The sequence below is a fragment of the Aneurinibacillus tyrosinisolvens genome (genome assembly GCF_001015055.1).
GTDB classification, from domain to species: domain Bacteria; phylum Bacillota; class Bacilli; order Aneurinibacillales; family Aneurinibacillaceae; genus Aneurinibacillus_A; species Aneurinibacillus_A tyrosinisolvens.
Window position 1 is genome coordinate 1 of sequence record NZ_BBWZ01000017.1, and the last position, 26,038, is coordinate 26,038.

At 46.2% G+C, this 26,038-nt stretch carries 31 protein-coding genes; 18 read left to right on the forward strand and 13 right to left on the reverse strand.

From position 1 onward, the window contains the following. The first annotated feature begins 61 nt into the window (after positions 1–61). The 9 genes from sipW to MBEAL2_RS15440 all read left to right on the forward strand — a co-directional run bounded on the left by sipW (position 62) and on the right by MBEAL2_RS15440 (position 7,224). On the forward strand, positions 62–652 hold the full coding sequence (gene sipW / locus MBEAL2_RS15400; protein WP_047153171.1) for a signal peptidase I SipW: 591 nt from the start codon (positions 62–64) through the stop codon (positions 650–652). A 115-nt stretch (positions 653–767) separates the two neighbouring features. After that, a complete protein-coding gene (locus tag MBEAL2_RS15405) occupies positions 768–1,358 on the forward strand; it encodes a CalY family protein (protein ID WP_047153172.1) in 591 nt (196 codons plus the stop codon). 104 nt (positions 1,359–1,462) lie between these two features. Continuing rightward, a complete protein-coding gene (locus MBEAL2_RS15410; protein WP_047153173.1) occupies positions 1,463–2,062 on the forward strand; it encodes a CalY family protein in 600 nt (199 codons plus the stop codon). A 105-nt stretch (positions 2,063–2,167) separates the two neighbouring features. Next, on the forward strand, positions 2,168–2,764 hold the full coding sequence (locus tag MBEAL2_RS15415) for a CalY family protein (RefSeq protein WP_047153174.1): 597 nt from the start codon (positions 2,168–2,170) through the stop codon (positions 2,762–2,764). Positions 2,765–2,846: 82 nt separating this feature from the next. Beyond that, a complete protein-coding gene (locus MBEAL2_RS29330) occupies positions 2,847–3,698 on the forward strand; it encodes a M73 family metallopeptidase (protein WP_052947747.1) in 852 nt (283 codons plus the stop codon). A gap of 33 nt (positions 3,699–3,731) precedes the next feature. Beyond that, complete coding sequence (locus MBEAL2_RS15425; RefSeq protein WP_161798216.1) at positions 3,732–4,766, forward strand: GGDEF domain-containing protein; 1,035 nt, start codon at positions 3,732–3,734, stop codon at positions 4,764–4,766. Between the two features lie 157 nt (positions 4,767–4,923). After that, on the forward strand, positions 4,924–5,307 hold the full coding sequence (locus MBEAL2_RS15430) for a DUF1540 domain-containing protein (RefSeq protein WP_047153175.1): 384 nt from the start codon (positions 4,924–4,926) through the stop codon (positions 5,305–5,307). 1 nt (position 5,308) lies between these two features. Next, a complete protein-coding gene (locus MBEAL2_RS15435) occupies positions 5,309–5,560 on the forward strand; it encodes a hypothetical protein (RefSeq protein WP_047153176.1) in 252 nt (83 codons plus the stop codon). 17 nt (positions 5,561–5,577) lie between these two features. Then, a complete protein-coding gene (locus MBEAL2_RS15440) occupies positions 5,578–7,224 on the forward strand; it encodes a thiamine pyrophosphate-binding protein (RefSeq protein ID WP_236692898.1) in 1,647 nt (548 codons plus the stop codon). A 73-nt stretch (positions 7,225–7,297) separates the two neighbouring features. On the opposite strand, the gene MBEAL2_RS15445 is transcribed toward MBEAL2_RS15440, so the two are convergent. Further along, positions 7,298–7,552, reverse strand: coding sequence for a DUF1292 domain-containing protein (locus tag MBEAL2_RS15445; RefSeq protein ID WP_047153177.1), 255 nt, complete (start codon positions 7,550–7,552; stop codon positions 7,298–7,300). Between the two features lie 86 nt (positions 7,553–7,638). Then, complete coding sequence (locus tag MBEAL2_RS15450) at positions 7,639–8,034, reverse strand: hypothetical protein (protein ID WP_047153178.1); 396 nt, start codon at positions 8,032–8,034, stop codon at positions 7,639–7,641. Positions 8,035–8,289: 255 nt separating this feature from the next. On the opposite strand from MBEAL2_RS15450, the gene MBEAL2_RS15455 reads away from it, so the two are divergent. The 5 genes from MBEAL2_RS15455 (at position 8,290) to MBEAL2_RS15475 (ending at position 11,916) form a co-directional block, all read left to right on the forward strand. Beyond that, positions 8,290–8,841 carry an RNA polymerase sigma factor gene (locus MBEAL2_RS15455; protein WP_047153179.1) on the forward strand — a complete coding sequence of 184 codons (552 nt, stop codon included), beginning with the start codon at positions 8,290–8,292 and terminating at the stop codon, positions 8,839–8,841. Then, on the forward strand, positions 8,838–9,323 hold the full coding sequence (locus MBEAL2_RS15460) for an anti-sigma factor family protein (RefSeq protein ID WP_161798217.1): 486 nt from the start codon (positions 8,838–8,840) through the stop codon (positions 9,321–9,323). The genes MBEAL2_RS15455 and MBEAL2_RS15460 overlap by 4 nt, the downstream gene beginning before the upstream one ends. A 13-nt stretch (positions 9,324–9,336) precedes the next feature. After that, the gene (locus tag MBEAL2_RS15465; protein ID WP_047153181.1) at positions 9,337–10,179 is read left to right on the forward strand and encodes a hypothetical protein; all 843 of its coding nucleotides are present in this window, start codon (positions 9,337–9,339) and stop codon (positions 10,177–10,179) included. Positions 10,180–10,206: 27 nt separating this feature from the next. Beyond that, complete coding sequence (locus MBEAL2_RS15470; protein ID WP_052947749.1) at positions 10,207–11,496, forward strand: VTT domain-containing protein; 1,290 nt, start codon at positions 10,207–10,209, stop codon at positions 11,494–11,496. A gap of 99 nt (positions 11,497–11,595) precedes the next feature. After that, complete coding sequence (locus MBEAL2_RS15475; RefSeq protein ID WP_047153182.1) at positions 11,596–11,916, forward strand: hypothetical protein; 321 nt, start codon at positions 11,596–11,598, stop codon at positions 11,914–11,916. Positions 11,917–11,987: 71 nt separating this feature from the next. Here MBEAL2_RS15475 and MBEAL2_RS32285 read toward each other — a convergent pair whose 3' ends face one another. Beyond that, complete coding sequence (locus MBEAL2_RS32285) at positions 11,988–12,374, reverse strand: hypothetical protein (protein WP_152667811.1); 387 nt, start codon at positions 12,372–12,374, stop codon at positions 11,988–11,990. A gap of 154 nt (positions 12,375–12,528) precedes the next feature. Between MBEAL2_RS32285 and MBEAL2_RS15485 the strand changes: the two genes are divergently transcribed. From MBEAL2_RS15485 to MBEAL2_RS15495, 3 genes are read left to right on the forward strand one after another with little or no spacing between them, the layout of a single operon-like run. After that, entirely contained in the window at positions 12,529–17,043 is a 4,515-nt protein-coding gene (locus MBEAL2_RS15485) for a cation-translocating P-type ATPase (RefSeq protein WP_047153184.1), read from the forward strand. A 15-nt stretch (positions 17,044–17,058) separates the two neighbouring features. Further along, positions 17,059–17,301 carry a hypothetical protein gene (locus MBEAL2_RS15490; RefSeq protein ID WP_047153185.1) on the forward strand — a complete coding sequence of 81 codons (243 nt, stop codon included), beginning with the start codon at positions 17,059–17,061 and terminating at the stop codon, positions 17,299–17,301. Positions 17,302–17,313: 12 nt separating this feature from the next. Then, a complete protein-coding gene (locus MBEAL2_RS15495) occupies positions 17,314–17,544 on the forward strand; it encodes a hypothetical protein (protein WP_047153186.1) in 231 nt (76 codons plus the stop codon). Positions 17,545–17,579: 35 nt separating this feature from the next. Here MBEAL2_RS15495 and MBEAL2_RS15500 read toward each other — a convergent pair whose 3' ends face one another. Next, complete coding sequence (locus tag MBEAL2_RS15500) at positions 17,580–17,840, reverse strand: DUF2164 domain-containing protein (RefSeq protein WP_047153187.1); 261 nt, start codon at positions 17,838–17,840, stop codon at positions 17,580–17,582. Between the two features lie 11 nt (positions 17,841–17,851). Continuing rightward, entirely contained in the window at positions 17,852–18,058 is a 207-nt protein-coding gene (locus MBEAL2_RS15505) for a YolD-like family protein (protein WP_047153188.1), read from the reverse strand. An 84-nt stretch (positions 18,059–18,142) separates the two neighbouring features. Between MBEAL2_RS15505 and MBEAL2_RS15510 the strand changes: the two genes are divergently transcribed. Beyond that, positions 18,143–18,478 carry a hypothetical protein gene (locus MBEAL2_RS15510; RefSeq protein WP_082129964.1) on the forward strand — a complete coding sequence of 112 codons (336 nt, stop codon included), beginning with the start codon at positions 18,143–18,145 and terminating at the stop codon, positions 18,476–18,478. Positions 18,479–18,556: 78 nt separating this feature from the next. Here MBEAL2_RS15510 and MBEAL2_RS15515 read toward each other — a convergent pair whose 3' ends face one another. The 8 genes from MBEAL2_RS15515 to MBEAL2_RS29345 all read right to left on the reverse strand — a co-directional run bounded on the left by MBEAL2_RS15515 (position 18,557) and on the right by MBEAL2_RS29345 (position 25,997). After that, the gene (locus MBEAL2_RS15515; protein WP_047153190.1) at positions 18,557–19,480 is read right to left on the reverse strand and encodes a carbohydrate kinase family protein; all 924 of its coding nucleotides are present in this window, start codon (positions 19,478–19,480) and stop codon (positions 18,557–18,559) included. A gap of 1 nt (position 19,481) precedes the next feature. After that, on the reverse strand, positions 19,482–20,474 hold the full coding sequence (locus tag MBEAL2_RS15520; RefSeq protein WP_047153191.1) for an SIS domain-containing protein: 993 nt from the start codon (positions 20,472–20,474) through the stop codon (positions 19,482–19,484). A 4-nt stretch (positions 20,475–20,478) separates the two neighbouring features. Then, positions 20,479–21,330, reverse strand: a complete 852-nt coding sequence (locus MBEAL2_RS15525; RefSeq protein WP_047153192.1) for a carbohydrate ABC transporter permease — start codon at positions 21,328–21,330, stop codon at positions 20,479–20,481. A gap of 6 nt (positions 21,331–21,336) precedes the next feature. Next, positions 21,337–21,894, reverse strand: a complete 558-nt coding sequence (locus tag MBEAL2_RS29335) for a carbohydrate ABC transporter permease (RefSeq protein WP_052947750.1) — start codon at positions 21,892–21,894, stop codon at positions 21,337–21,339. After that, a complete protein-coding gene (locus MBEAL2_RS29340) occupies positions 21,861–22,220 on the reverse strand; it encodes a carbohydrate ABC transporter permease (protein ID WP_052947751.1) in 360 nt (119 codons plus the stop codon). Before MBEAL2_RS29340 ends, MBEAL2_RS29335 begins: the two co-directional genes overlap by 34 nt. A gap of 67 nt (positions 22,221–22,287) precedes the next feature. After that, a complete protein-coding gene (locus MBEAL2_RS15535; protein ID WP_047153193.1) occupies positions 22,288–23,580 on the reverse strand; it encodes an extracellular solute-binding protein in 1,293 nt (430 codons plus the stop codon). A 12-nt stretch (positions 23,581–23,592) separates the two neighbouring features. Then, a complete protein-coding gene (locus MBEAL2_RS15540; RefSeq protein ID WP_047153194.1) occupies positions 23,593–24,675 on the reverse strand; it encodes an ROK family transcriptional regulator in 1,083 nt (360 codons plus the stop codon). A 275-nt stretch (positions 24,676–24,950) separates the two neighbouring features. After that, entirely contained in the window at positions 24,951–25,997 is a 1,047-nt protein-coding gene (locus MBEAL2_RS29345) for a YsnF/AvaK domain-containing protein (RefSeq protein WP_052947752.1), read from the reverse strand. Positions 25,998–26,038 lie beyond the last annotated feature (41 nt).

The window sequence follows — 26,038 nt, forward strand, 5'->3', positions numbered from 1 at the left end:
AGGCGGCAGTGGTTCGAGTGGAAGATAAGGCAACGAGTAATCCAATAGGGTGGTGTGAAAAATGGCAGTAAGAAAATGGATAAGTAGAATAATAAACGGATTGCTAGTCGTGGCTTTCCTTACAGTAGCCTGGTTTGCGATTTCCTCTAAGGTATCCGGAGGAACACCCAAAATGATGGGATATGAAGTAATGACCGTTCTATCAGGCTCCATGGAGCCTGCTATACACACCGGTTCAGTCATCGCGATTAAACCGGTTGATGACCCAAAACATTACAAAGTGGGAGATGTTATCACTTTTAAGGCGCCGGATGATAAACAAAAACTCATTACGCACCGGATTAAGGAAGTCAAGCCAAAAGGCGACCTCGTTGAGTACATTACGAAGGGCGATGCCAACAAAACAGCTGATTTAGAGCCGGTTCCGGCAGGCAACATCGTTGGACAGTACGCAAACTTCACCGTTCCGTACGTTGGCTACATGCTCAGCTTTGCGAAATCCAAAGCTGGCCTTATCTGGCTGATGATTGTGCCAGGAGCACTCCTGGTCGTATGGCAGCTGGGCAGTTTATTCCTCGCGGTTGCCAGGCTGGAGAAGGAAAAGACAGCTGCAAAGGCAACTTCAGGACAGGAACCGACTCGAAATGTTTGAATGCTTTCCAGGGGAAATACGGGGGTATCTACTATCTCGAAAGTCCCCTGGAGGTTCAAAATAAATCAACAAGCCCTAGAAAGCAAGAGGGGGGATTTAAAGGAGGAAAGGATAAGTGGGTATAAAAGGAAAAATCGGTATGGTACTGGCAACGACAGCACTCGGAGCAGCACTCATTGGTGGAGGGACGTTCGCCTACTTCAACGATACGGCGCAAACAACGAGCAAATTCTCGGCAGGTACGCTGGATTTAAGTGCAAATCCGACAACCATTATTGATGTAAACAATATTAAACCAGGCGACTGGGTGGATCGCAACTTCCAGCTTAAAAATGATGGCTCACTGGACATCGCAAAAGTTCTATTAACTACTGATTATAAAGTTACGGACGTGAAAGGTGACAACATAGAAGACTTCGGTAAACATATTCGGGTTAACTTCTTATACAACGGGGATAAAAGCTCCCGAGTGGTCTATAGCACAACGCTGGATCAGCTCAAAAAGATGACGCCTGAGGCAATTGGGAATGCGGTTTTCATTCCTAAATGGGATGAGAAGGGCGGCCTGAAAGCCGGCACAGCGGATACACTCAGTGTGGAATTTGAGTTTGTTGATAATGACAGGGATCAAAACCAGTTCCAGGGTGATTCCCTACAGCTTACCTGGACATTTGAAGGCAAGCAAAAAGCCGGTGAGGCAAAGTGATAGAGGCTTGACTAACTATGAGTAAACATTCCAAGTTTACTAGGAATTTTAAATAAAAATTAAGCCCTGGGTAACGGGGGGGAAAATCAGAGGAGGAAGTAATAATGTCAATTAAGTCAAAAATCGGGATGGCACTGGCAACAACAGCACTTGGAGCAGCACTCATTGGTGGAGGAACGTTTGCATATTTTAGCGACAGCGTACAAACAAATGCAGCATTTACGGCAGGTACACTCGATTTGAACGCTGCTCCTACAACGATTATTGATGTAAACAACATCAAACCAGGTGACTGGATGAATCGTTCTTTCGACCTTAAAAACGATGGCAGCCTTGATATTTCAAAAATCGATTTAAAAACTGACTACACAGTTACGGATGCAAATGGTAACAACGCTGGAGAAGATTTCGCAAAGCATATCCGGGTAAACTTCCTGTGGAATGATGACAAACTCGATGACGTCATTTGGTACACTACTCTGGATCAGTTAAAAAATATGACACCGGATGCAATTCAAGGAAATCTTTGGGCTCCGTGGTTTGGTAGAGAAGCAGGCGGAAAATTAGCGGCACATACATCGGATAAACTTTATGTTCAATATCAATTCGTTGATAACGGGCAAGATCAAAACAAATTCCAGGGCGATAAGCTGGAACTTAAATGGACATTTGACGGCAAGCAAGGCGCCGGAGAAGCGAAATAATACAGCTTCCATCAATGGCAGGTATTCATTCTAGATTTACTATGGGAATTTTAAATAAAAATTAAGCCCTGGATAACAGCGGAAAAATCAGAGGAGGAAGTAATAATGTCGATTAAATCAAAAATCGGGATGGCACTGGCAACAACAGCACTTGGAGCAGCACTCATTGGCGGAGGAACGTTTGCGTACTTTAGCGACAGCGTACAAACAAACGCAGCATTTGCGGCAGGTACATTGGATTTGAACGCTGCTCCTACTACTATCATTGATGTAAACAACATCAAACCAGGTGACTGGATGAATCGTTCTTTCGACCTTAAAAACGACGGCAGCCTTGATATTTCAAAAATTGATTTAAAAACTGACTACACAGTTACGGATGCAAATGGTAACAACGCTGGAGAAGATTTCGGAAAGCATATCCGGGTAAACTTCTTAATCAATGCTGATAAAGCTGATGGTGTTATCTGGTACACGACTCTGGATCAGTTGAAAAACATGACACCTGATGCAATTGCAGGGAATTTCTGGAGCCAGTGGTTTGGTGAAAGAGGCGGAAAATTAGCGGCACATTCATCGGATAAACTTTACGTTCAGTATGAATTTGTAGATAACGGCCAAGACCAAAACAAATTCCAGGGCGATAAGCTGGAACTTAAATGGACATTTGACGGCAAGCAAGGTGCTGGAGAAGCGAAATAATACAGCTTCCATTACGGAAAGGCGGGATTTTCCCGCCTTTTCTTACATATAAATTGCAGTAATTATTGTGAGGGGAAAAGAAATGAAATCAAAATTTGTCAACCTATTATTTGGTGCCGTTCCCGCATTATGTGTCCTCGTTGTATACCTTCCGTTCGGCGACACGTACGCTAAAGTATCAGAATACAAACTCGACATTAATGCAGAAAGCCCGACCGGTACAATTGACACCTTTATGCGAGCGGAAAACATGGCGCCTGGTGAAGAGGTCAAGGCGACGCTAAAAATACTGAACGATGGCAATGTTGATTTTACCTATAGAATCAACGTAGATAAACAATCTGGCTCCGAGGACCTGTACAAAAAACTGCGTATGACCGTCTCCGACCCGGAAGGAACGATTTATGAAGGGCAGCTTAGCGGCTTGCAGCAAATACCCGCCGGTGTCATTGCCAGCCACGAGAATGAAACGCTTACGTTCACCTCGGAACTTCCTCCTGAAACAGGGAATGAGTATCAAGGGCTAAAAACTTCAGTGAAATTCTCTCTGATAGCGGAACAGTTACTGCCGGGCAATAATGGCTTTGAACCGCCCTTCAGCAATCGAAATTTTACGCTCCAGCAGGGTTCTACGGTTCCGATTAAGTTTCACATCTCTGATAAAGACGGAAACATGGATGACAAACCAACCGACAATATACGCTTAGTCATAACGGGGCCTGGACCAAACGGAACAACCGTAAATTATGAATTTACACAACGCAATGGGAAGCTCGACTTCAATCAAAAACATTACCACGCTCAATTTTCTACGAAAGACTACCCTGTCCTTACAAATGGAAAATATAAAGCCATCGTATACGACGGCAACAAGGTGATTTGCGAAAAAGAATTTACCGTGCTTGAACAGGGGAGCCGTTCAAATGCTCCATAGAAAACATACTGTGGAATCCGGAGGTGCATGCAGGTGAAAAGGGTGAATGCTAGGCAGTCTTCAATCGAACAGTATAAACCTAAAGGAATGAAGGAGTTTTTGCAGGCGAAGGAAAGGCAGGACCAATTCCGCTGCCTTGTTGAATCTTCCCCGGAAACAATCGCGGTGTATGATAATGGAACGACTGCTTTTATCAATCCTGCCGGTGCGAAGCTGCTTGGCGCAGCAAGCCCGGAAGAAATCATCGGCAAGCATATACAGGAATCCCTCCATCCCGGCAGTACGGAATTCATCGAATACTGTATGGAAGCAATCCACAAGTCAGAAAGGAAAGCCCGCCTTTTTGAACAAAAGATGATACGGGTAGACGGAACGATAATCAACGTGGAAATATCAGCTGTTCCTATTTCTTACGATCGAAAGCTAATGATACAGGCTGTTATCCGGGATATTAGCGAACGTAAAGAAATGGAACGTAGGCTTCGTGAGCTGAATGAGCAGCTCCAGCACCTTTCATCTGTTGATGGACTCACCGGCGTGGCGAACCGCCGAAGTTTTGAAGAGCTTTTTGATAAGGAGTGGAAGCGCGCTGTACGCAGTACGCTGCCCCTTTCACTTTGCATGATCGATGTCGACTTTTTTAAAGCCTATAACGACACATACGGCCATGTAAACGGTGATGAATGTTTAAAACAGGTGGCCGGTGCGCTTGCGGGTGTATTAAAACGCCCGGCGGATAGCATCGCCCGGTACGGCGGGGAAGAATTCGCCATTATCTTGCCGGAAACAAATCGGAAAGGGGCACTCATGCTGGCAGAACAGCTGCGGGCAGCGGTGGAAGCCCTGCACATCCCGCACGCACAATCAAAGGCTGGCAGGCATGTTACGATCAGCGCCGGAGTTGCTACTCTGCTTCCTGGTGCAGCGGGCATGCGTGAAGACATACTAAAGGCCGCGGACAGCGCGCTTTATAAGGCGAAGCAACAGGGGAGGAACCGGGTCTGTTCCTCGCATTCTTCTCATACAAGGTATGTTGTTCATAAAAAATATAAGGTTTGCATGCTGTAAAAGCGAGTGCCGCACGGGAAATGTGCTGCCTCGCTTTTTTTGCGCGAAAGGAAGCGATTTAAGAGAGCAGGCTATTTCTCATATTCATTGGAGGAAAAGGACATACTTCGGAAGAGTACATGCGATTGAACTTTATTATAGAAGGCGGGAGTGAATCATGAAACCTGAAGTGAAGTGTATTGTTGATACATGTACACATTATTTATACGGGGACCGATGCGGTGCCGGAAATATTGATATTATGCACGAGCAGGAGACGGAAATGTCTGCTGCAAAAGAACAGACGATGTGCAAATCGTTTTGTCATAACCAGAGCATTTTTAACTATTTGGGTTCTGCCGACAATGTGAACTGGACAGGCTCGGCCATTGGTCTTGTAAACCCTGATTATAAGGTAAGCCCGAGCATAACGTGTACCGTCGCTTCCTGCAAATATTGGGGAGAGGGCGCTGTTTGCATAGCGGAAGCAATTGAAGTAAACGGAGCGGCCAGCAACGAATGCCAGGATACAAACTGCATCACATTCGAAAGGAGGGGCTAGAATGCAGTATAAGATGAAGGTAAAGGAAGTCGACAAAGGAACAGACTATCCACTGCTTGTTCTTTCCGGGCTTACAGGACTTGGACAGGATACGATTCGAAACCTGGCTCAGCAAGGGAACTTCTCTATCCATGAAAAAGAAGGGACACAAACGATAAGTGGCAAGGAATTCATGCAATGGGCCGACTCGGTTAGCCATACGATAGAAGTAGAAAAAACAGAATACAAGACAATGAAGGTAAACGAAAGATAATACCAGGGAGAGATACGATGCCGCAAAATGTACAAACGAACGCAAATTCGGATGGTATGAAAACGGTAGCGGAGCTCATGTTAGAACAGCTGCGAAGCTGGGGTGTAAGGCGCATGTATGGGGTGATTGGCGATGCCATTCTCGGTTTGACCGATGCCCTCGCAAAACAGGATGAAATCCAGTTTATTGCAGTGAAACATGAATCAGCTGCCGCGATGATGGCGTCCGCCGAAGCGAAGCTCACCGGGAACCTTGGCGTATGTGTATCGACCATGGGGCCGGGGCTTGCCAATCTGCTGAACGGCCTGGGTGATGCCTACCTTGATAAAGCTCCGGTTCTCGCCATCTCCGGACAGGCCCCCACCAATAAAATCGGGACCGATTATAAACAATACGTGGACCAGCAGGAACTCATAAAGCCCTTTGCTAGCTACAGCACGTTGCTTGCAAGCCCGGATGCAGCGATAGAAGTACTTGCCAAGGCGATGCATATGTCGCTTTCTAGCGGCGTTGTAACACACTTATCGGTTCCTAAAGACATCTTTGACATGAAAATAGAGCTGCAAATCCGGCAGAAACCGGTTGTGTTGCAGGGTACGACGACGTTCCAGGAAGAGGATTTGAGGCAGGCGCTTGCGATTATGCGTACCGCCCGCCGCCCCATGATTGTCGCGGGTGTAGGAGCCCGCAGCGCCGCTTCATCCGTAGAAGAACTTGCGGAAAAATGGGGAGCGGGACTTCTGTTAAGCCTTGGAGCAAAAGGAATGCTGCCAGAAACATCCCCCCACGTTCTCGGTGGGATCGGACAGGGAGGAAATCCCTACGCACCAGAAGTATTTGAAAAAGCAGATGTTGTTCTCCTGGTGGGAGATACATGGTGGCCGGAAGGGTACGTACCGAAAAACACGCGCGTTATTCAAATTGACTTTATGCGGCAGAACATCGGAAAGGGCATCCCTGTGGAACTCGGAATTGTTGGGGATTCCGCCTCTGTCGTACCGCTGCTTGTGCGAGGGCTGGAGAAGGAGAGTACAGACTCGGACTGGCTGGCCAGTTGGCAGGAAGCAAGGCGCAGATGGCTTGAAGAAAATGAGCAGGAAGGAACCCGCTCAGGCTCTCCTCTCCATCCTTCAAGAATCGCCCGGGCAATTGAAAGAACAGTGCAGCCGGATGCGGTCCTTACCATTGATACGGGAGATGTAACGGTCTGGATGAATCGAAATTTCAGACCCCGGCAGCAGGAGATGCTGTTCTCGGGTGATTGGCGGACCATGGGATTTGGTTTGCCTGCGGCCATTGCCGCCAAATTAAGTGCACCGGACAAACAGGTTGTAGCGGTAGTTGGGGATGGCGGATTGGAGATGGTTCTTGCCGATTTGCTGACAGCCAAACGATATGAATTGGACATAACAGTCATTGTCTTTAATAACGGCATGCTGCAAATGGAGCGGGATAAAATGATCGTTGGCGATTACCGCCAGCTGGGGGTTGAATTAACGAACCCTGACTTCGTCCGGCTGGCTGAAGCGTGCGGCTGGACGGGATACCGCATTGAATCAGACGAGCAGCTGGAGGAAACGCTGCAGCGGGCATTTTCTTCGGACGGTCCGGTGCTTGTTGATGTAAATACGGCCCCTATCGTCCATCCCGAGACAAAAGGATGAAATAATAAAAGCATCGAGTGGCTAACAGTTTCCAGCGGAAGCCATTCGATGCTTTTCTTTTGTGCTTGCCGTTCTATTCTGCGGGAGCAGCCTCCACGGCAATCTGGTAAGCGTTCAAAATGGAATCTCGTTCAATTTCATCGGTAATTCCAACAAGATACTGATTTTCCTCTTCGCCTTCTACACGCATAAGGATCGTTTCTTCTTCGGATGAAAGAAGGGCATAGGATTGCTCCTCCATATCAAACAGCGCCTCGATTGCATATTGCTTTTCTTTTCCATCTCTGTCTTCAACAGTTACATAATCTCTCGGTGCGTCTCCAGTCATTGCTTCCACCTCACAGAAAGTAGTCATCGATAATGTACCCGGAAGGGCACCTGATTATTTGCTGCCCGTTGTGGAAACTTTACCTGTTATTTTTTTGTTTTAATGTACTGTTTCTGGCGGCAGCGGAACGCGGACCAGGTTTCATCAATGGAAACAAGGGAAACCCCGTCATAACCGGCTTCCTTCAATACTTCCCACCCGGAATCCCGGCTGATGTCCGATTTGATTTTCGAGCTTTTCTTCGGGTAAGCGATCCACAGGAGGGCGTCTTCCTTCAAATGAGGCAGCACTTTGGGCACATGACGCCGCAGTTCCTCCTGGTTGTGGGCAAATAACAGAGCGAAATCGAACGTTCCTTCCACCTGATCCGTCACTTCCACCCTTTCCGGGAGTTCCTCCGCGGGCAGCGAGAAAGCTTCGGGCGCATTTACGATTGCTAGGTGATATCCTTGTTTTATCAGCAGTTTTTTAACGATGCTCATTGCTCCATTCCTTTCTTCGTGTCTCTTATCTACTATGGCACGAAGTGTTTTGAAAAGTCCACCACACTTTTACAAGGGCTGGATACATTTCCCTGCTGTTTTTTTGCTTTAAAATGAACTTTCCCTATTCTTTCCCGGTCTTTTCAGTTGATACTATTTTTCGTTGGCTTTCGCTCTTTTGTGGAATAATAGAAAAATGGGATGTAAGGTGACAGGCAGGCAAGCGCAGGAACGAAAAGCAGGGGTTGAGAGCGGGTGAACGAAGAACTTTATACGCTAATCAGGGAGGCAAAGCGGGGAAACAAGGAAGCGTTTGTCCAGTTAATCAGGCGCTACAATGGTGCTGTGTTTCGGCAGGCTTATGCGATGCTGCATGATAGAATGGAGGCGGAGGACGTTTCGCAGGAAGTGTTTCTGAAGGTACATTCTTCTCTTGCGAAATTAGAAAACGAATATGCTTTCACTTCCTGGCTCACGCGTATTGTTTTCCGGTTATGCTACGATCGCATTGAAAAGAAAAAGAAGGAAAAAGTTATTTTTACGGAAGGGCTGGAAGAGAATATCCCTTCTTCGTTCGGGGAATCAGTGGAATATAAGCATATGCAGCTAAGCATCGAAGAAGCGATGCAGAAGCTTTCCCCGGAACATCGTTCGGTCATCGTACTTCGGGATATACAGGGATTCTCTTATGACGAAATGGCCGATATGCTGCAAATACCTGTGGGGACGATAAAGTCGCGCCTTCACACAGCCCGTTTAACTTTAAGAAGCGAACTGACCAGCGGAGAAAGGGGAGAATGCATGTGAACCATATAGAAGATTTGCTTTCCGGTTATATTGACGGAGAGCTCACAGAAGAGCAGCGGATGCTTGTTGAACATCATCTGCGCCGCTGCGAAGAGTGCCGGGAAACAGTGGATGAGATTTCAGCGATAAGAAACCAGGTATACACAACGTACCAATCCATTGAAATTCCGAGCTTCTTAGAGCAAAAAATTATATCCTCGATTTTTAGTGAACCGGTATACGGAAAGCTTCGCGCATACATCCCGGCTGCCGCGATTCTGTCCGTCGTCTTTTTTGTCCTGATTCTTTCATCCGCTACCTTTGTAAGCATAGGGTTTATCTCTTCGCTGGCAAGCGCATTTATCGGTATTGTTCACATCGTTCCTCTTCTTGTCTCGTCTGTTCCTTTGCTTTTACAGGCCGTTGTCGGGACAGCGCTTGTTCTCATGTTACTGTCGCTATGGTCACTGCGTCGACTGCTTGTAATAAAGGCAACGGGGTAAGGAAGTGAATCAATTGAGGAAACTTTATTATGGCAGTCTGCTGTCTTTTATGCTTTTGCTTGGGCTGTTTTTTCCGGCGGGAAGGGCGCTGGCTGCAAATGAAAACTTATTTATGCACCAGGATACCGTTATTCGTGAGGGGCAACAGGTTTCTAATGTGATTGTTCTTGGCGGGGACGCAACCATCTACGGAAGGGTACAGGATGCGGTCGTTGTTTTTAACGGTAACCTTTACGTTAAGAAAAATGCTGCAATCAAAGGGGAAGTGTTCGTTATCGGAGGGAAAATCATTCAGGAGCCTGGTGCAGCATTCGCCCACAATGTTGTCAATTTTTCCTTTGATACAGCAACAAGAAGCAACTTATTTGCCGGTGGAGCAGCTGTGGTGCTTGTTTGGCTTTTGCGCATTGCCTTTAGCCTTCTGTTGTTTGTCCTGCCGCTTCCCGTGGTGTATGTGCTGAAGTCCCGGCTGCAGCCTTTGGTCTCGCAAATTGAGTGGCCCCCAGTTCGGCTGCTTGTAACCGGTTTTGTCGCCTGTCTCTTGCTCCTCGCCATTACGATGATGCTGGCTGTGACTGTCGTTGGCATTCCGATTGTTATTTTATTATGGCTGGCCGTGCTGGTTTTCTTTGTAACAGGTTTGGGTGCTATCTGTATGAAAATCGGCCAGCGGGTGCAGGCGGGTGTTGAGAAGCCGTTGTGGCTGCAGGTCATGACGGGAGCGGCTGTCGTAGTGGCAGGCGTAAACGTGCCTTTTGTCGGAGGGCTGTCTCTGTTGTGCCTGTTCTGGATTTCGCTTGGAATTATGACATTCTGGATGTGGGGAAAGATAAAAGAAAGAAAGAAGACAGTTTGATACAGGTGATTTTAAGGAGGGGCAATTTTGGGACATTTGACAATATGGGTAAATCAATACGGTTATAGCGTGTTGTTCTTTGCTCTGATGCTGGAGTTGCTCGCTCTTCCGTTTCCCGGAGAAGCCCTGATGGGTTATGCCGGGCTTCTTGTTTTCCAGGGGAAGTTAAACTGGGTTACCAGCATTTTGATGGCAGGAGCGGGGAGTGCACTCGGAATGACACTGTCCTACTGGATCGGGTTTAAGCTGGGTACTCCTTTTTTTTATAAATATGGCCACTATATTCATTTGGGACCCGAGAGGTTGGAGAAGGTTTCCGGATGGTTCAGCCGATATGGAAATAAGCTGCTCGTTATTGCGTATTTTATTCCAGGTGTGAGGCATTTTACAGGGTATTTCTCAGGGATAAACCGGCTGCCTTTCCGTACGTTCGCGCTTTATGCTTATACAGGTGCTTTTATCTGGACAGCGACTTTTATTTCCCTCGGTAAGGTACTGGGCCCGCAGTGGGAGCATTTCCACGGGGCAATTAAGAAATATTTGCTTATTGCAGGTATCGTCATCGGTGCTATTCTTATCCTCTATCTATTATATAAAAGCAGCAAAGAAAGAATTAAAGCAGCCGTGTTAACTATGTTTGCCGGCCTGTTAGATACGTTTCATTCCCTGGGCCGCGTAAAGCTCCTCGTTACCGGAACGGCAATTATGGGCGTCATTCTGTTCATTTTCGCCGTTAGCTTTATCGAAGATTATTTGAGCAATGAATTTAAACAATTCGATACGGTCGTCTTAACGCTCATTCCGTTGATTTTTAGCGGGGATTGGACTCCGGAGTTTCGGTGGTTCGATTACATGTCGTCCGTTCAGATGCTTGCTGCTGTTGCGGTCCTCACCCTCCTGGGAATTGCGGTAAAGGGAGAAAATCGGGGAACGGAAATGGCATTCTTATGTTTCGCTGTTCTGGGCGGTGGATTGTTTGAACAGGGATTGCGCTATGCTTTTTACCATTTGCCCTGGGTTTTGTCGCCTGTTCCCGCCTATGTCTCGGCTGCCTTTCCAAGTGCACACACCCTGATGGCTGTTGTTGTTTACGGTTTTGCCGCCTTTTTATTAATTCGCCACAGTAGAAGCCCAGTGGGAAGAATCGCCATCGGCACAGGCTTTTTTCTAGTTGTCGCTCTTGTTGGGCTAAGCCGGATATATTTTCAAATTGAGTATCCGAGTGATGTAACTGCAGGGTATATTTTTGGCGGTGTCTGGCTGAGTTTAAATGCTGTACTACTTGAGATGAATCGATTGTTACAAAAGGTTACGTAGCGTTTCCTGGAATGTTTTATTCCGTATGATTCTGGCATGGTTTGTACAACATAACCATAGCGTTACGTTATATCTAAGCAATCTAAGGGAGGGGTTCCTATGTTTCGTGGAGGTTCTTTATGGGCCGGAGTTGTCTCAGGAGGAGTGTCCCAACTTCAGGATACTCGGGCATTAGCGAATGGCCACATGAAAAAAAGTGAATTCGCCGCTAATACGGCCACGAATGTGACAGGTGCTGTAGGCGTTATGGCGGGAATCGAATACGGGGCGATGCTGGGTACTTCCCTTCTGCCCGGTATCGGAACGGTTGCCGGTACGATTATCGGCGGCATGATAGGAAACCAGGTAGGACGCGTGGTGGGCTCCCAGGCATCCGGTATAATGTTCCAGAATCGTACAGCAAATAAAGAAGAGCAATAAAAACAAGATTTATATGCAAAAGACCGGTAAAGCGGCACGTACGCTTCCGGTCTTTTTTATAATGCCATTTTTTAATGATGCTGATTATGCAGGTCTGTCATTTGTTTTTTTACATACCCTTCATCCATTACATTCACCGCCCGCAGTGGGGAATTTACATCATTTGTTTTAAAGTCCTCTGGTTCTATATCGACATCGTACGTAAAAGACAGGTCTTTATTCTGTCGGGCCGTTTCATCTGGTCCCCCGTTTTTTGCATCTTCCATTAATCCCGCTAGCTGGCCGCGTGTACTGGCTGTCGCCTCCTTTAGCTGATCTCCGAGAGACAGAACGGCTGCGATCCCTTTTACGGCCGCTCTTCTGGCGGCTTTTCTGGTTTCCGGGGATACAGATAAAATGACAGTGGCGGCTGTAAGAGCCATCCCCCAGGGGGTTTTGGGAAGCATTCTTTTCAACATAAGGGTTCCTCCGTTTTCAATTAAGATAAGCATTACACTTCCCTTTTCTGGCTTAATTATGCATCCGCACATGCTTCTCCCAATACATAAAGATGCTTTGCCCGGTTGATAATATGTATGTATTTTAGTTCGAGAGGAAAGGGGGGATAAGGCAGTGGAGCAGATTGTATCCAAAGAGAGGTTCATCCGTTCCTTACCGGGAAGACTCCGGGTAGAAGTGTATGGCTTGAAAGCGAATCCTTCTTTCGCTGAGAAGCTGCAGGTGCTCTTTCAGGGCGAGGAAGGGATTCTCACCATCCGAGCTTGCACCGATACGGGGAGGATGCTGCTCACCTACAACGAGAAAATAATTTCCCTGCAAAAAATTTGCCATTTCCTTCATCGGCTGGAGGAGCAGGAATATATAGAGCAACATCCGCAATGGAAGAAAGAGATAGACGACCAAACGCTTGAAGAAGTGGCTGCTGCTGTCGCTATCCCGGTAGATGAGCAGAGTGGTGTTCCTGAAACCTTTCAGGAAATTCCGGTTGCAAAACGGGAAAAGCCAGAGAGCGCTCCTCTTATTCTGACAGCTTCTGTGATTGGATTGGGTGTTCTTGGAGCCAAACAAGTACTTTATGGGAAGTCACCGCTGGCAAGAAGCCCGGGGATGTTCTATACATCAGGGATTTTAGCGATGGTAACCGGGTACCCGATTCTGAAAAAAGGATTTGAACGATTTGCCCGTGAAGGGCGGTTTAATGCTGATCTTGTTTTAGGTGCGGCCGCGTTCGGCATGGCCCTTGTTCATGAAAATATTGTGGCTCTGGCGGGAGTTAGTATTATTCAGTTCCTGGACTGGCAGCGGAAAAAGAACAACGTGGCAGGCGGAGACCCCGCCCTCTATCTATCCGCCGAAACGAAAGCATACGCGGAGCGTGCGACGAAGTGGGCGTTTGGCCTGGCGGGCATGACGTATCTTGTAACGAGAAACCCGTTACAGACGATGGGTGTCCTGCTTACCGCAAACCCCCGCCCCTCTTTAGCCGCAGAAGAATATGCGTGGAGGCAGGCGGAACTGTCCGCAAAGCAGGCAGGGCTTACCCTGCCGCAAAATCAAACGTTATGCCAGCTTGCACAAACAGAGAAAATCGTGATTGAAGATACGTCCCTGTTGTTTACAAAACAGGACGAGGTGCTATCCTGCATAACCGAGGACAGCGAAGAGAAGGTATGGTGTTTAGCCAGGAGCCTCACCGAGAAAACGAACCATCCTCTTATGTTTGCCATTAAAGCCAGAGCGGAGGAAACAAGAAGGACAAAGCGAACGGCTTTCCATGTGGAAGAAACAGAGGAGGGTATAAAAGGAATCGTTAACGGACAGAATGTTTTCTTTGGTTCAAAGAAGTGGATGCAAAGGAACAACGTTTGCTCGCATGAGTATGAAGATAAAGCAAAACGATATGAGAGGGAAGGGTATACGGTTTATTTTCTTGGAAGGCAGGATGAATGCATAGGAATTATCCTTTACTCATCCCCTTTTCAGGCAAGGGAAGAAATGTACCATATAAAAAGCCTGCGGGAAAAATTCCCTTCTGTACAGGTTTCTTTTTTATATGACTCCATTGGTGTTAAGAAACAACCGTCGTTGTGGGAACCCTCATGGGAGCTATTGCCCCCTGGCGCTTTTGAATCGTTGCACTATCCTCCCGTCAAGAATGTTTTCATTCGAGAGCAGGCTGATTTCAGGAAGATAGAAGAAGCAATGGTGTACTCCAAAAAAGTCGATCTGCTGAATAAGCAGCACCGGAAGTGGAACAGGCTATGGAATATCATTGGAACGGCTCTCGTGATTCCGGGAAGGCTGGCTCCGCCGCTTGCCAATCTAATTACCGACGCGTGCAAGCTTATCATGCTAGCCCGCTCGAAAAAGCTGTTGGACAAGCAACCTTCAGGCAAAGGTTTGAATCCGCCGCGCTGGGTTAAGAACAGCCATACCTGGCATGCATTCTCAGAAGAAGAACTGGCGGCCCGGTTGGAAACAAACCTGAATCAAGGCCTCTCCGAAGAAGAGGTAATGAAAGCCCGTTCGGCTTTAGGATGCAATGAAATCCAACCGGCGGAAAAGCGGCATTGGATCTTTTCGCTTGCGAAGCAATTTACAGAGTTCACCACGCTGCTGCTCCTCGGTACGGCCGCTGTTTCTGTATTTTCCGGCGATGTATTTGACGGGATAGCGATGTCCGCGGTTTTGTTTATGAACGCTGTTGTGAGCACAATCCAGGAAAGAAAAGCGGAGCAAGTCGTTAATGAACTGAACCAGTTCCAGCCGCCGTTATGTAAAGTCATCCGTTCAGGCCAGGAACAGGAGGTATCTGCGATTGAACTGGTGCCTGGCGATGTCGTTGTCCTGGAGGCTGGTGATTGCGTGCCCGCGGATATCCGTATGCTTTCTGATTGGAATTTTGAGGTAAATGAAGCACCGCTGACGGGTGAGTCACTGGCCGTTAGAAAGACAGCCGGGACACAGGCCGCGGATACTCCGCTTGCAGAAAGAAGCAATCTTATCTATATGGGCACCAATGTGACGAGAGGAAAAGGAATTGGCGTCGTCATCGGAACAGGAATGAATACGGAAATCGGCTATTTAACGGCATTGCTGAAAGACGGAGAGAAGGAGCAGACACTGCTGCAGCAGCAGGTTACCTCAATTAGCAAGCTTTTCGTGCGTGGAGCTATCTTCGCCGGAACACTTGTTTTTGCTGTCGGACTGCTCCGGGGTAATACGATGCGGCAAATGATTTCTACTTCTGTGGCGCTCATTGCTTCCGCCATACCGGAAGGCTTGCCGGTAACGATTACGATCGCGTTAAGCGCGGGGATTTACCGAATGGCAAGGCGCAATGCAATCGTGCGAAAGCTTTCGGCACTGGAAACATTAGGGCGGGTAACCGTCATCTGTACCGATAAAACAGGAACGTTAACCAAAAATGAAATGACCGTTACAAAGGTTGCAACGGTGAATGAGACATGGGCTGTCACAGGCAACGGATACAGTATAGATGGAGAGTTTAGCCACCAGGAGAACAAAGGACCGCTTGATAATAAGGACGTCCATAAGCTTTTGCATATCGGCTTTCTTTGCAACAACAGCCAGCTTGTAGAAGAACAGGGCGTACAGACGGTGAAGGGGGACCCGACGGAAGGGGCGCTGCTGGTAGCCGGGGCAAAAGCGGGCCTTCTGCTGGACGACATGTCTAAGTGGAAGCGAAAAAGGGAAATTCCGTTTGATTCAAATCGAGGCACGATGAGTGTGATTTGCCATGAAGAAGAAGACCATGAGTCCTGCTTTATCATGTCAAAGGGCTCGGTTGAAACGATTGTACACAGATGTGCTTCTTATGAGCAGAACGGCCGGGTTTACCCTTTAACGGAAGAGATAAGAACCGCTATCCTAAAGCAAAACGATGTGTTTGCTTCGCAGGCTTTGCGTGTTCTGGGGTTTGCTTACCGCCCTATTCAGCAAGACGAAGCGCATGAAGAAGCAAAAGAAGAGCAGTTAATTTATATCGGTATGGTAGGCATGATTGATCCACCCAAAGCGGAAGTGGCCCAGGCAATTGAAGAGACCTTCCATTTAGGGGTTAAACCGGTCATGATCACAGGCGATCACCCTGTCACAGCGATTTCCATCGGCAGACAATTAGGGATTTACAGGGAAGGGGATCGCGTCATTACCGGCAAAGAACTAAATGAAATGAGCGAGGAGCAGTTAGCGGCGATGATTGCGCATGTCTCCATCTTTGCCCGTGTATCTCCGGAACATAAACTGCGCATTGTCCAGGCATACCAGAATGCAGGCCACATCGTTGCAATGACAGGAGATGGCGTCAATGACGCACCGGCGATTAAGAAAGCGAATGTCGGGATCGCCATGGGGAAAACGGGGACAGAAGTAACCAAGCAAACGGCTGATATGGTATTAAAGGAAGACCATTTTGGTTCCATTCTTGATGGGGTGAAGGAAGGCCGTACGATTATCAGCAACATCCGTAAGGCAATCGGATGCTTGTTAACCGGAAATCTGGCTGAAATATTAGTAAGCAGTGTGGCTGTTCTTGCCGGCCTGCCGATTCCTCTCGTCCCGATTCAGATTTTGTTAATGAATTTACTTACGGATGCACTCCCTGCGGCTGTTTTAGCTGTGAATCCAGGGAATAAGGAACTTGTAACGGAAAGACAGGATATCGTAGACAAGAACTTGTACAGGAAAGTGGCAGTCCGAGGGCTGATTCTCGGCCTGGCAGCCGTTGGGGTTTTTGCGGGCGGCCTGGCAACGGGTGCATCGCTTCCTGCCGCTCGTACGATGGCGTTCGTAACGCTTGTCGCAGGGCAGCTAATGCAGACATTCTCATGGAGACAGGAGAACGGCCAACAATTCTCCAACTGGATAAAAGACAGGTTTTTTATCGGCTCCCTCGGCATCTCATGGCTCGCTCTGCTTTCTGTCATGTATGTTCCTGCATTCGCCCAGTTTTTCCACACTGCACCATTGAGCTTTGTCCAGTTGGCGCAGGTACTCCTTGTAAGCGGCTCGGTGAATCTCCTGTCAAGGCCGATACTAAAGGCTTTGACGGGAGAACGCCCGTCTCTTTCGTCTTATCTGATATCACAATTACAAGCTGCATAAAGGAAGTGAAAATTAATGAAGATGCATGTAGAACGCCTTGTTATAGGTACAGCGCTGGCGCTTAGCGCATCTGTTATTCTGCCGATTGCGAAGGCAACACTCAGCACAGCGGGACGCGTGGGAGGAAAAGCAGCAGCAGGTACATGGTCCGGTCTGCGGACAACGCTCCAAACGGCGCGGGAAGAAGTGGAAGACATGGTAGCAGAGGCGCAATTCGAGCGTATGAGCAAGCGGCTGGATAAAGAAATAATGGAATAAGGAGGGTATGACATGGAAAGCAGTAAAGTAGATCATCATCTCCAGCAGGCATTCGCTCACCTTAAAGAAGCGCTCAATTTGAGCATCGGGATGGTAGAGCAGAATCAGGCCAATAAATCAGAGATGGGGAAAAGATGGGAAGTGTTTTTTGGAGAATTTATTAACATGGTCAAAACGAAGGGGAAAGAACATAAACTAAATTTGCTTTCTTGGATATCCTTCTCCAAGCTTTGGAAATGGTAAAGGGAGAAGGAACTCCCCTTTACCACATAGAAACGTTATTTTCTTTTCGAAGGGCGGATAGGAGCTTCTAAAGCGTACAATTCTTCTTCAAGGGAAAGCATTTGCTGCTGGGCTACCTTGCGGGCATCGCCAATGGCCTGATTGTAAAGAATAGGCGCAATTTGTTCGACGATGAAGTCAAATAAATCCTCTGATGCTAAATCACCGATCGTTTCGCCTCTTTCTGTTTCAAAGTACTGTTGAATGCTTCTTATTACTTGCTGTTTATGTTCCAGGGGAATTTTCTTAATGAGCATGGCTCTCTCCTTTAAAGAACGGCGTCCGTTATATTTTCCACGCGAAGATTATGTATTCTTTCGTCCATCGTTATAACTCGAAGTGTGCTTCTTACATAGTTAAACTGCGTCACGACTCCTTTAAGCGTATGGATAGCCGCATCCTCGTAAAAGGAGATGGTAACCGGCTCATAATGTTCGAGGGAACGTTGGATAACCTCGTTTATTTTTTCTTTCATGCTTTCACCTCCACAATTGCTGTTTATGTTAATATGGGGATCATAATAAGCCATCATTACGATGTTCAGGAAAGGAATGCTTTTATGACAGATATTGATTCATTTCAGACGGAGGAACATGAGGAAGAATTGCAGAACAGATTGGGCCGGGCGGTACTTGCACTTATTGCAGGCATTTTTGCGATGACCTTTTTAATCTTATTCGTTCCAAATCTATTCATGCGCTCTAAAGCGGCCGTGCTATGGCTCATTTTGTCTATTATCTTCTCGCTTGTCGGCTTTGTCACCGGATTAAGCGCCAGGAGAACGACCAAGGGAAGAGGGCTGGCGGTAGCAGGTATTACATTAACGGCAATCCCGCTGCTTATGATGGTTGCAATGCCTATCTTCTCCGTTATCTACTATCTTATCGCTGGATGAGCGGATACCACTATGCTCCCATAATTTTAACAAAAGGGGAAGGGTTAAGCACTCCGGAAAAAACCCCTTCAAATACTATCATTTGAAGGGGTTTTTTAAAAGGGCTGTTATTTCATCAAGATGCGGATAGCGATTTTCTTTTCGGGATACAACAATACTGGCCAGAGCATTTCCGAAGGCGAGAGAATCTTCGATGCTTCCCCCTGTTAAAAGCTTAAACATAAAGCCTGCATTAAAGCCGTCTCCCGCTCCCGTTGTATCAAAAGCCTCTGTAGGAAACCCTTTATGATAAACGGCCTCGCCATTTATAAAAGCTGTAGCCCCTTTGCTTCCTTGTTTGAGGATAATGGACTTTGCCCCTTTTTCAAAAAGCAGTGAGATTGATTCTTCAATGGTAGATAATCCCGTTAAATGAAGTAACTCCTCATCGTTTGGCATAAAGTAATCGATATAAGGAAGAAGGTTTATGATTTCATTGCGGCTTTTTTCAGACCAGCCTCCGATATCTGAGTTCGAATCGAAAAATGTCAGGTGATAATTTGCCTTCGCCTGTTTTAAACAAGTTAATGTTCCTTCAAATCCGAAATTAGGCAGGAGGAAATACCCGTAGAAAAAGCTGGCTTTTGCTTTATTGAAATCCCGTGCATTTTGTACCACTTCTTTAGTAAAATCATATAGATTTCCGCTATATGTGACGAAGTAGCGGGACCCAGCCTGGTTTACGACGCCTACAGAAATAGCTGTAGGGGTTCCTGTGCGTGTGATCCCATCCTCCACCATTGGCAGCATTTCCTGATAAATTTTTTCCCCGAAGTCATCCTTTCCAAGGGTTGCAATGACTCTAGGTTTTACCCCGAGCTTTACCAGGGGATAGATAAGATTAGCAAGCCCGCCAGGCCGGAACATCATATGATCGACCATATGCTCTTCACCAAAGTTCGGCCTCTCTTTCACATGGGCTAAGATCAAGTCTGCATTCAAGTTGCCGATCAGATTAATCATCCTATTCTCTCCCTGTAACTTTGCTGATAAGCTCCGCCTGCCCCGCGACAAGACCTTTTTGTGCTGAGAGCTCTACTGCTGCCAGTTGGGTAACAAGCGAGTAAGGAATTGTGCTCACATATTCATTTACGGAAGGAATGGCGAGGGAACAGATGTTTTTGTGATTTAATTTTTCATCTGATACATATAGCATTTTTGCGCCAAGTTCCGCCATTTCTAGCACATATCGCTGGTTAATTTCATAAGTCTTCCCTTTTGGATTAAAGAAAAGCACCTGTAGATTCTCTTTAATCAACTCAAAAGGACCATGGCGGAATTGAGAAGCTGACATGGCTTCTGTGTACATCCTCGCTGTTTCCTTTAAAGTTAAGGCTCCCTGTCGGGCAGTGAAAACGCTGGGCCCCCTTCCGAGTAAGAGGAGAGGGCGATTAGGATCCAATGCTTCTCCAATCTGTTTTTTGTATTCATCTGCCTTTTCCAGTTCTTTTTCCAGAACATCTGCGGCTTTGTATAAATCATCCTCCATTGTCAGCCCTGCAGCTTTGGAGCCGAGCAACAAGAGGAGAGCCACTGTTGTTGTGAAAGACTTAGAGGAAGCAATCGCTTCTTCTTTCTGAGCATACGTATAGAATACATGATAAACATGATCAGCTACTGTACTTCCTTTCGTATTTGTAACACTGACGGCATGGGGATACCTTTTTACAATTTCTTTCGCTTCAAAGCTTTCACCGCTTTGCGAAACGACAACGACATAATGCTGTTCTAACATAGCCGTATAATAATGAAGGAGTTCCGAATTATCGATTGCGATAGACGAAATTCCATGCTGGTTGAAATAAGCGGTTAGAAGTTCAGACGCTGCCAGCGAACTGCCCATTCCAGTAAAAAGATAAGGTTTCCCAGCGTTTGTGAAGGAACTTTCTTTATTAAAATGAATCGTATTCCGAATCACCTGTGGCTGTTCAAATACTTCTTCATAAAATTTACTCATGATGTTACCCCTTTTCCGAGCCTTCAGAGAGACCGCTTATAATATTTTTTTGGAAGAATAGAGCTAAAATAATAGGGGGGAGAGAAGCCATAAGCCCTCCGGCGATTTGCATTCCAAAATCGATCATCCCCCGCTTAGAGAACTCAGAAATTGCCACGGTTAACGTCTTTGCATCATAGGTAGAGGTGAAAATACTGGCAAACATAAACTCATCCCAGGAAACAAGGAATACGAAGATACTGGTCGCAATAATGCCAGGCACTGATAACGGGAGGACGAACCGAAACAATACGCCCAGACGGGAAACGCCGTCCATGAGCGCTGATTCCTCCATTGATTCAGGGATGGAACGGAAGTATCCCTGGAGCATCCAGATGACAAAAGGAAGGTTAAAAGCTGTATAAATTAAGATAAGGGTTGGAAGCTGATTAATCATACCCATCCGGGCAAAAATAATGTAAAGCGGGATAAGCAATACGATTTCAGGTACCATTCGAAAACCAAGAACGGAAATCAAAAGCGTATCCTTTCCTTTAAAGCGAAAGCGGGCGTAGGCATAGGCTGCAAAGATCCCTATAAATAACGATAAAATCGTAGTCGATAAGGATACAATAAAACTATTTTTAAGGGCAGTGAAGAACGGAGGCAAGCTTCCGTCACTTGCTTTTCCTGAAAATATGTTTGTATAGTTATCCACTGTCCAATTTTGAGGCATCAGATGAAGCGTTTTGGCGTTCAGGTCAGCATTGGAAGAGAATGTCGCAACGATAAGCAGAAAAATAGGAGTAAGCGTAAAGAGTAGAACGCCAATTACACCTATGTAGATAAAGAACTGCTGTTTTTTTGTTCTTTTCATAAGCGGTTACTCCATGTTCTTATACAGAATTTTGACGTAAATTAAGGCGAATAGCATAATGAATAACGACATCAGAAAAGCGATGGAAGCACCGTAACTGAATTTTCCGAACATCATGGAAGATTGGTACGTATAGAAGGAAAGAACCTGTGTACCACCCGCCGGGCCGCCACTTGTCATAATATAAATAATGTCGAATACTTTAAAGGCTTCCATCGTTCTCATCACCAGGGCAACCATAATAGCAGGGCTTAACAGGGGAAGAGTGAGAGAGAAAAAACGCTTAAATGCACTGGCTCCATCCACCATTGCCGCTTCGTAAGGTTCCTTTGGAAGTGATTGAAGTGCCGCGAGAAGAATTAACGAAACAAAAGCCGTGTTTTTCCATACATCTGCAACAATAACGGCATTCATAGCGGAAAAAGAGCTTCCTAAAATATTAAAATAACCATTGGTAAAGCCTAGCTTTGCCAGGATAGCAGGAACGGTTCCATGATCAGCATCGTATAGCCATTTCCAGAGCACGGCATTTACGATGGTCGGGAAAGCCCAGGGAATGAGCATGACTCCGCGGACAAGGCCTCTTCCGCGAAACTGTTCATTGAGAATGAGGCAATCGCCAGCCCGATAATAAATTCTAATCCTACGGATGTAACCGTAAAGTAAAGGGTTTTCCCCAGAGCAGACCAAAAGAAGTCCCCGGTTAACACCTTTATATAATTTTCAAGTCCAATAAAATGCCAGAGGTTTGGGTTATCAAGCTTGTTTACATTTTTACTCAAATCGATAAAGCTGATAAATACCGCGTAGAGAAGAGGGATTAAGATTACACCCAAAATAACAGCAAAGCTTGGAAGTAAGTAAAAATACGGTCTTATTTTTTTAATCATGTTTTTGCTCCCTGGATTATTGAGGCAAATAGGCAGGTGCCTGCATAGGAGCCTGCCTATTTGTTTATTACTGCTGATTTAATTCTTTCGCTTTTGCAACTGCCTGGTCTAGAGCTGTTTTTACAGGCGTCTTTCCGGTTAGCGCTTCCTGTAGACGAATCTGTAAATCCTTCGAGAATTCGCTATAAGATTCTAAAGAAGGACGAGAGGTTGTGTTTTCTAACTGTTTTACCATTTCCTTCATGGCGCCATGATTTTTGTTTAGCTCCTCATCGTTGTATAAATCCTTCCAAATAGGGAGAGCGCCGGCTTTAAGAGATTGTTGTTTCTGGATTTCTTTACTTCCCAGGAACTCAATGAATTTCCAGGCTGCGTCCGCATGCTGCGTTTGTGCACTAATACCAAGATACATGGAACCGGTCACCGTTGAGTTAGGGGCTCCATTTGCGGAAGGAACAAGACCTACCTTTGCTTTTCCTTTAATCTTAGAGTCTTTACCGTTCAATTCACCCCAGTAGAAGGACCATCCGGAAACAAAAGCAGTTTTGCCATTCTTGAATGCGTCAAGAATCTGGCGGTCGTTGCTATTTAAAGAAGATTTGCTTACAATTCCGTCTTTATTCATGGAATCTACCATGTACTGGAGGGCCTGCACTCCTTTAGCATCATTAAAGACCGGGTTTCCTTTTTCATCAAGGAATTTACCGCCGTGGGAAGCAAGGAATTGAGAGAAGTAACAAACAAGGCCCTCGTTTGCGCTCCAGCCCCATGTACTTGCGGCATCTTCAACGATTTTCTTCTGCTGGAGGGTTTTGGACATTGCAGTGAATTCATCCCATGTTTTTGGCGGATGATCGAACCCCGCTTTTTTCAGCATGTCCTCGTTATAATAGAAGAACAGAACATCATTGAACATCGGGACCCCATAGTAATCACCTTTTAGTTTGGTAATGTTCAAAGCTGCAGGCAGAATGCCGCTCTTCATCTCATCTGTGTACCGCGCTGTGACAGGCTGGATAAAACCGGCATTGGCATACTCCGCTGTCCAAATCTCATCTGTGTCTACTACATCATACGAAGCATCGCCTTTGGCATTGAAGGAAGCAAGCTCCTTATCGTGCAATTGATCATAAGCAACATGTTCCAATTGAACTTTAATGTTCGGATATTTTTTGTTGAATTCTTTAATCGCTTCTTCTCTAAATCCGGCAAAGTCATCACTGGATAGAACGCGAATCGTTACCGGCTGGTTTGCATCTTCCTTGCCAGCCGCAGGTTCGCTTTTACTGCTCGTGGAACAGGCAGCCGTTACAGATAAAGCTAAGACAGACGCTAACGCTACCCCCAAAATCTTTTTCATTTGTAATCCCCCTTATATAATTATATTTTCTTGAATTTGTTCGAAAACATAGGAGACAGCACCAAGCGCGCTGGCACGGTCATCTAAACATGCGAGTTCGATGTTGGTTTTTAAAGGACTCAACAAAGCGACCCTGTTTCTTATTTCTTCAATGATAGGCGAAAGGGATAGTGCCATTGGTCCGCCTATAATCACTCTCTCCGGGTTGAGGAGACTAACTACATTAGAGAGAACAAGAGAGAGATACAGTGTAAGCTGAGAGGAGGCCTCCCTTGAATGGTGCATACACCCGATCAATTCGGAAATTTTTCTTTCAAAAATGCCAAACCCGCCAAATTGATTAATATCCTTTTCCTCTATGTCTTCCTTATCCAGAAAGTATCCAATTTCTCCAGCTGAGAATTGGTGTCCCTGCACGAGCCCGCCATTAGCGATGATGGCACTTCCTACACCCGTACCTATTGAGATAAAAAACATGTCATTCGTTTGTGCCCCCTGTCCTACCCATCTTTCTCCCAGGGCAGCACAATTTACATCATTGTTTACGAAGACAGGAAAAGGAAAGTGCGCCTTCATTTCTTCCTTCAGATTAATGTCCTTCCAGCCTAAAGCGGGCGCATCGACAACGACCTCCTTGTTGCCGTTAACGATAGAAGGGACCGCAATTCCGATACCGAGGAGCAAGTGCTGTTCAATGCCGGATTCCCTAATAAAGTTATGTATATTGTTTATCATTTGTTTTATATTGCTTGTCGCAGGGCACTCCTTTTCGAAAACGATCTCTCCATTTAGGTCTGTAACAATATGCAAAATTCTATTATCCCCAATATCTAGGCCCAATCCAAATGCAGACATGGGATTAAAACCAAGTTCCATGCCCCTTCTCCCGCCTTCTTTTGTCGAATCACCGAGACCAAGCTCGATGACGAATTTTTTCGACAGAAGTTCGTCCACGATAGAAGAGATAGTAGAGCGACTTAAACCCAGCTTCCTGGAAAGAGCCGCCCGGCTGATAGGCTGGTGGGAACGAACGGTTTCTAAGACAAGGGAACGATTCATCTTTTTAATTAAGTCCAGGTTTCCGGTCGTATTCATTTTTCCCTTCTTCCTTTTTGTTTGTTCAGTGACAAAACTAACTGATATTTTAATATTATCGGATGAGAGAAAATATTTCAACTAATAAATGTAAGCGTTGCATTGAGCTGGTGGACCGCAACATATACATATCCAAGGAAGAGAAAAATCGAGCGTAAAGGGAGACGGAATTCATTACGCTTTGTAAAAAACATGGCTAAACGTCAGAAAGCGCCCGTAAATTCGATTTAGAATTCGCGGGCGCTTCTTTTACCTTCGCTGAAGAATTACTGTTGTTACTGTGTAGTGTTTGATGCCTGATTTAACGTGTCTTCTCCCTGGATAACGGGGTTGCCCGTGCTCTCAAGGTGCGCTTCCTCATGCTTAACTGTGTCCGTAACCTGCTGCATTTCCTGCACTTCCCGTTTGCTAATAATGATTTCCTCAGTAACAACAGGTGTTTTATTTACTGTAATGTGCTCTTCCATAACGGGAATCCGGATGACCTCATTCTTGCCCATTGCAGTGCCGCCTGCTGCAGTATTACCTGCTGCACTGGCTGTTGTTGAATTTGCGGCCTGGCTGCCAGTAACAGGACGGCGTTCAATATACACTTCTTCGTGGGTAACCGGAACCGTAAGTGTTTTTTGTTCCTCTACGGCTTCCCTGCGGATTTGAACTTCACCCGCTTGCACCTGATTCTTTGATATCGTGAGTTGCTCCTCATGAAGCTGGAGTGTTTGCTGCTGTTTGGCTGTGTTTTGTGTACTTCCGGTACCTGTTTGCCCGCTGGCAGCAGTCTGGGACGCCTGGTTTTCGCCGGCTGTTGTTGTGTCCAGCGAATGGTTAGCAGTGAAAGCCTGATATACCTGATCCGCCTGGTTGGAATCTGCATTTACAAACACCAGGATGTTTCCTTTGTCCGCGTAAGAACCGTATTCCTTTGCTTGATTTTGAGACAGGCCCATTTGCGTTAATTGATTCGCTGATCCGCCTTGCTTTGTATTTGTATTTGCATTTGTCTTTGTGTTTGTGTCACCAAACATGTTATCTGTATCACCCACAAAGAAGGAAGCAATTTCTTCAAGGAACCCGCCATTCCCATTATTTCCACCGCTGTTTGTACCTGTATTTCCGTTTGTACCTGCACTCGTGCTTGCACCGCCACTGGTTAATCCACTTTTCGCCGTGGCTCCGGTTTGGCTTTCAATTGCGGACATCGTTCCTGTATTTTTCACAACTACAGAAATATCGCTGGCATTGTAGCCCTGTTGTTTAATTTGGTTAATTGCTTTAATCGCATCCTGTTGTGTACTGAAAACGCCGACAATTTTATTTTTCATTTTTAGCTCCTCCTGGAATTGATGCATTTTGTGCAAGGTTA

Coding starts and splice junctions, on each gene's coding strand:
- sipW (WP_047153171.1), top strand. CDS start 62: ATGGCAGTAAGAAAATGGATAAGTAGAATAATAAACGGATTGCTAGTC.
- MBEAL2_RS15410 (WP_047153173.1), top strand. CDS start 1,463: ATGTCAATTAAGTCAAAAATCGGGATGGCACTGGCAACAACAGCACTT.
- MBEAL2_RS15415 (WP_047153174.1), top strand. CDS start 2,168: ATGTCGATTAAATCAAAAATCGGGATGGCACTGGCAACAACAGCACTT.
- MBEAL2_RS29330 (WP_052947747.1), top strand. CDS start 2,847: ATGAAATCAAAATTTGTCAACCTATTATTTGGTGCCGTTCCCGCATTA.
- MBEAL2_RS15430 (WP_047153175.1), top strand. CDS start 4,924: ATGAAACCTGAAGTGAAGTGTATTGTTGATACATGTACACATTATTTA.
- MBEAL2_RS15435 (WP_047153176.1), top strand. CDS start 5,309: ATGCAGTATAAGATGAAGGTAAAGGAAGTCGACAAAGGAACAGACTAT.
- MBEAL2_RS15440 (WP_236692898.1), top strand. CDS start 5,578: ATGCCGCAAAATGTACAAACGAACGCAAATTCGGATGGTATGAAAACG.
- MBEAL2_RS15445 (WP_047153177.1), bottom strand. CDS start 7,552: ATGACTGGAGACGCACCGAGAGATTATGTAACTGTTGAAGACAGAGAT.
- MBEAL2_RS15450 (WP_047153178.1), bottom strand. CDS start 8,034: ATGAGCATCGTTAAAAAACTGCTGATAAAACAAGGATATCACCTAGCA.
- MBEAL2_RS15475 (WP_047153182.1), top strand. CDS start 11,596: ATGTTTCGTGGAGGTTCTTTATGGGCCGGAGTTGTCTCAGGAGGAGTG.
- MBEAL2_RS32285 (WP_152667811.1), bottom strand. CDS start 12,374: ATGTTGAAAAGAATGCTTCCCAAAACCCCCTGGGGGATGGCTCTTACA.
- MBEAL2_RS15490 (WP_047153185.1), top strand. CDS start 17,059: ATGAAGATGCATGTAGAACGCCTTGTTATAGGTACAGCGCTGGCGCTT.
- MBEAL2_RS15495 (WP_047153186.1), top strand. CDS start 17,314: ATGGAAAGCAGTAAAGTAGATCATCATCTCCAGCAGGCATTCGCTCAC.
- MBEAL2_RS15500 (WP_047153187.1), bottom strand. CDS start 17,840: ATGCTCATTAAGAAAATTCCCCTGGAACATAAACAGCAAGTAATAAGA.
- MBEAL2_RS15505 (WP_047153188.1), bottom strand. CDS start 18,058: ATGAAAGAAAAAATAAACGAGGTTATCCAACGTTCCCTCGAACATTAT.
- MBEAL2_RS15510 (WP_082129964.1), top strand. CDS start 18,143: ATGACAGATATTGATTCATTTCAGACGGAGGAACATGAGGAAGAATTG.
- MBEAL2_RS15515 (WP_047153190.1), bottom strand. CDS start 19,480: ATGATTAATCTGATCGGCAACTTGAATGCAGACTTGATCTTAGCCCAT.
- MBEAL2_RS15520 (WP_047153191.1), bottom strand. CDS start 20,474: ATGAGTAAATTTTATGAAGAAGTATTTGAACAGCCACAGGTGATTCGG.
- MBEAL2_RS15525 (WP_047153192.1), bottom strand. CDS start 21,330: ATGAAAAGAACAAAAAAACAGCAGTTCTTTATCTACATAGGTGTAATT.
- MBEAL2_RS29335 (WP_052947750.1), bottom strand. CDS start 21,894: ATGCTCATTCCCTGGGCTTTCCCGACCATCGTAAATGCCGTGCTCTGG.
- MBEAL2_RS29340 (WP_052947751.1), bottom strand. CDS start 22,220: ATGATTAAAAAAATAAGACCGTATTTTTACTTACTTCCAAGCTTTGCT.
- MBEAL2_RS15535 (WP_047153193.1), bottom strand. CDS start 23,580: ATGAAAAAGATTTTGGGGGTAGCGTTAGCGTCTGTCTTAGCTTTATCT.
- MBEAL2_RS15540 (WP_047153194.1), bottom strand. CDS start 24,675: ATGAATACGACCGGAAACCTGGACTTAATTAAAAAGATGAATCGTTCC.
- MBEAL2_RS29345 (WP_052947752.1), bottom strand. CDS start 25,997: ATGAAAAATAAAATTGTCGGCGTTTTCAGTACACAACAGGATGCGATT.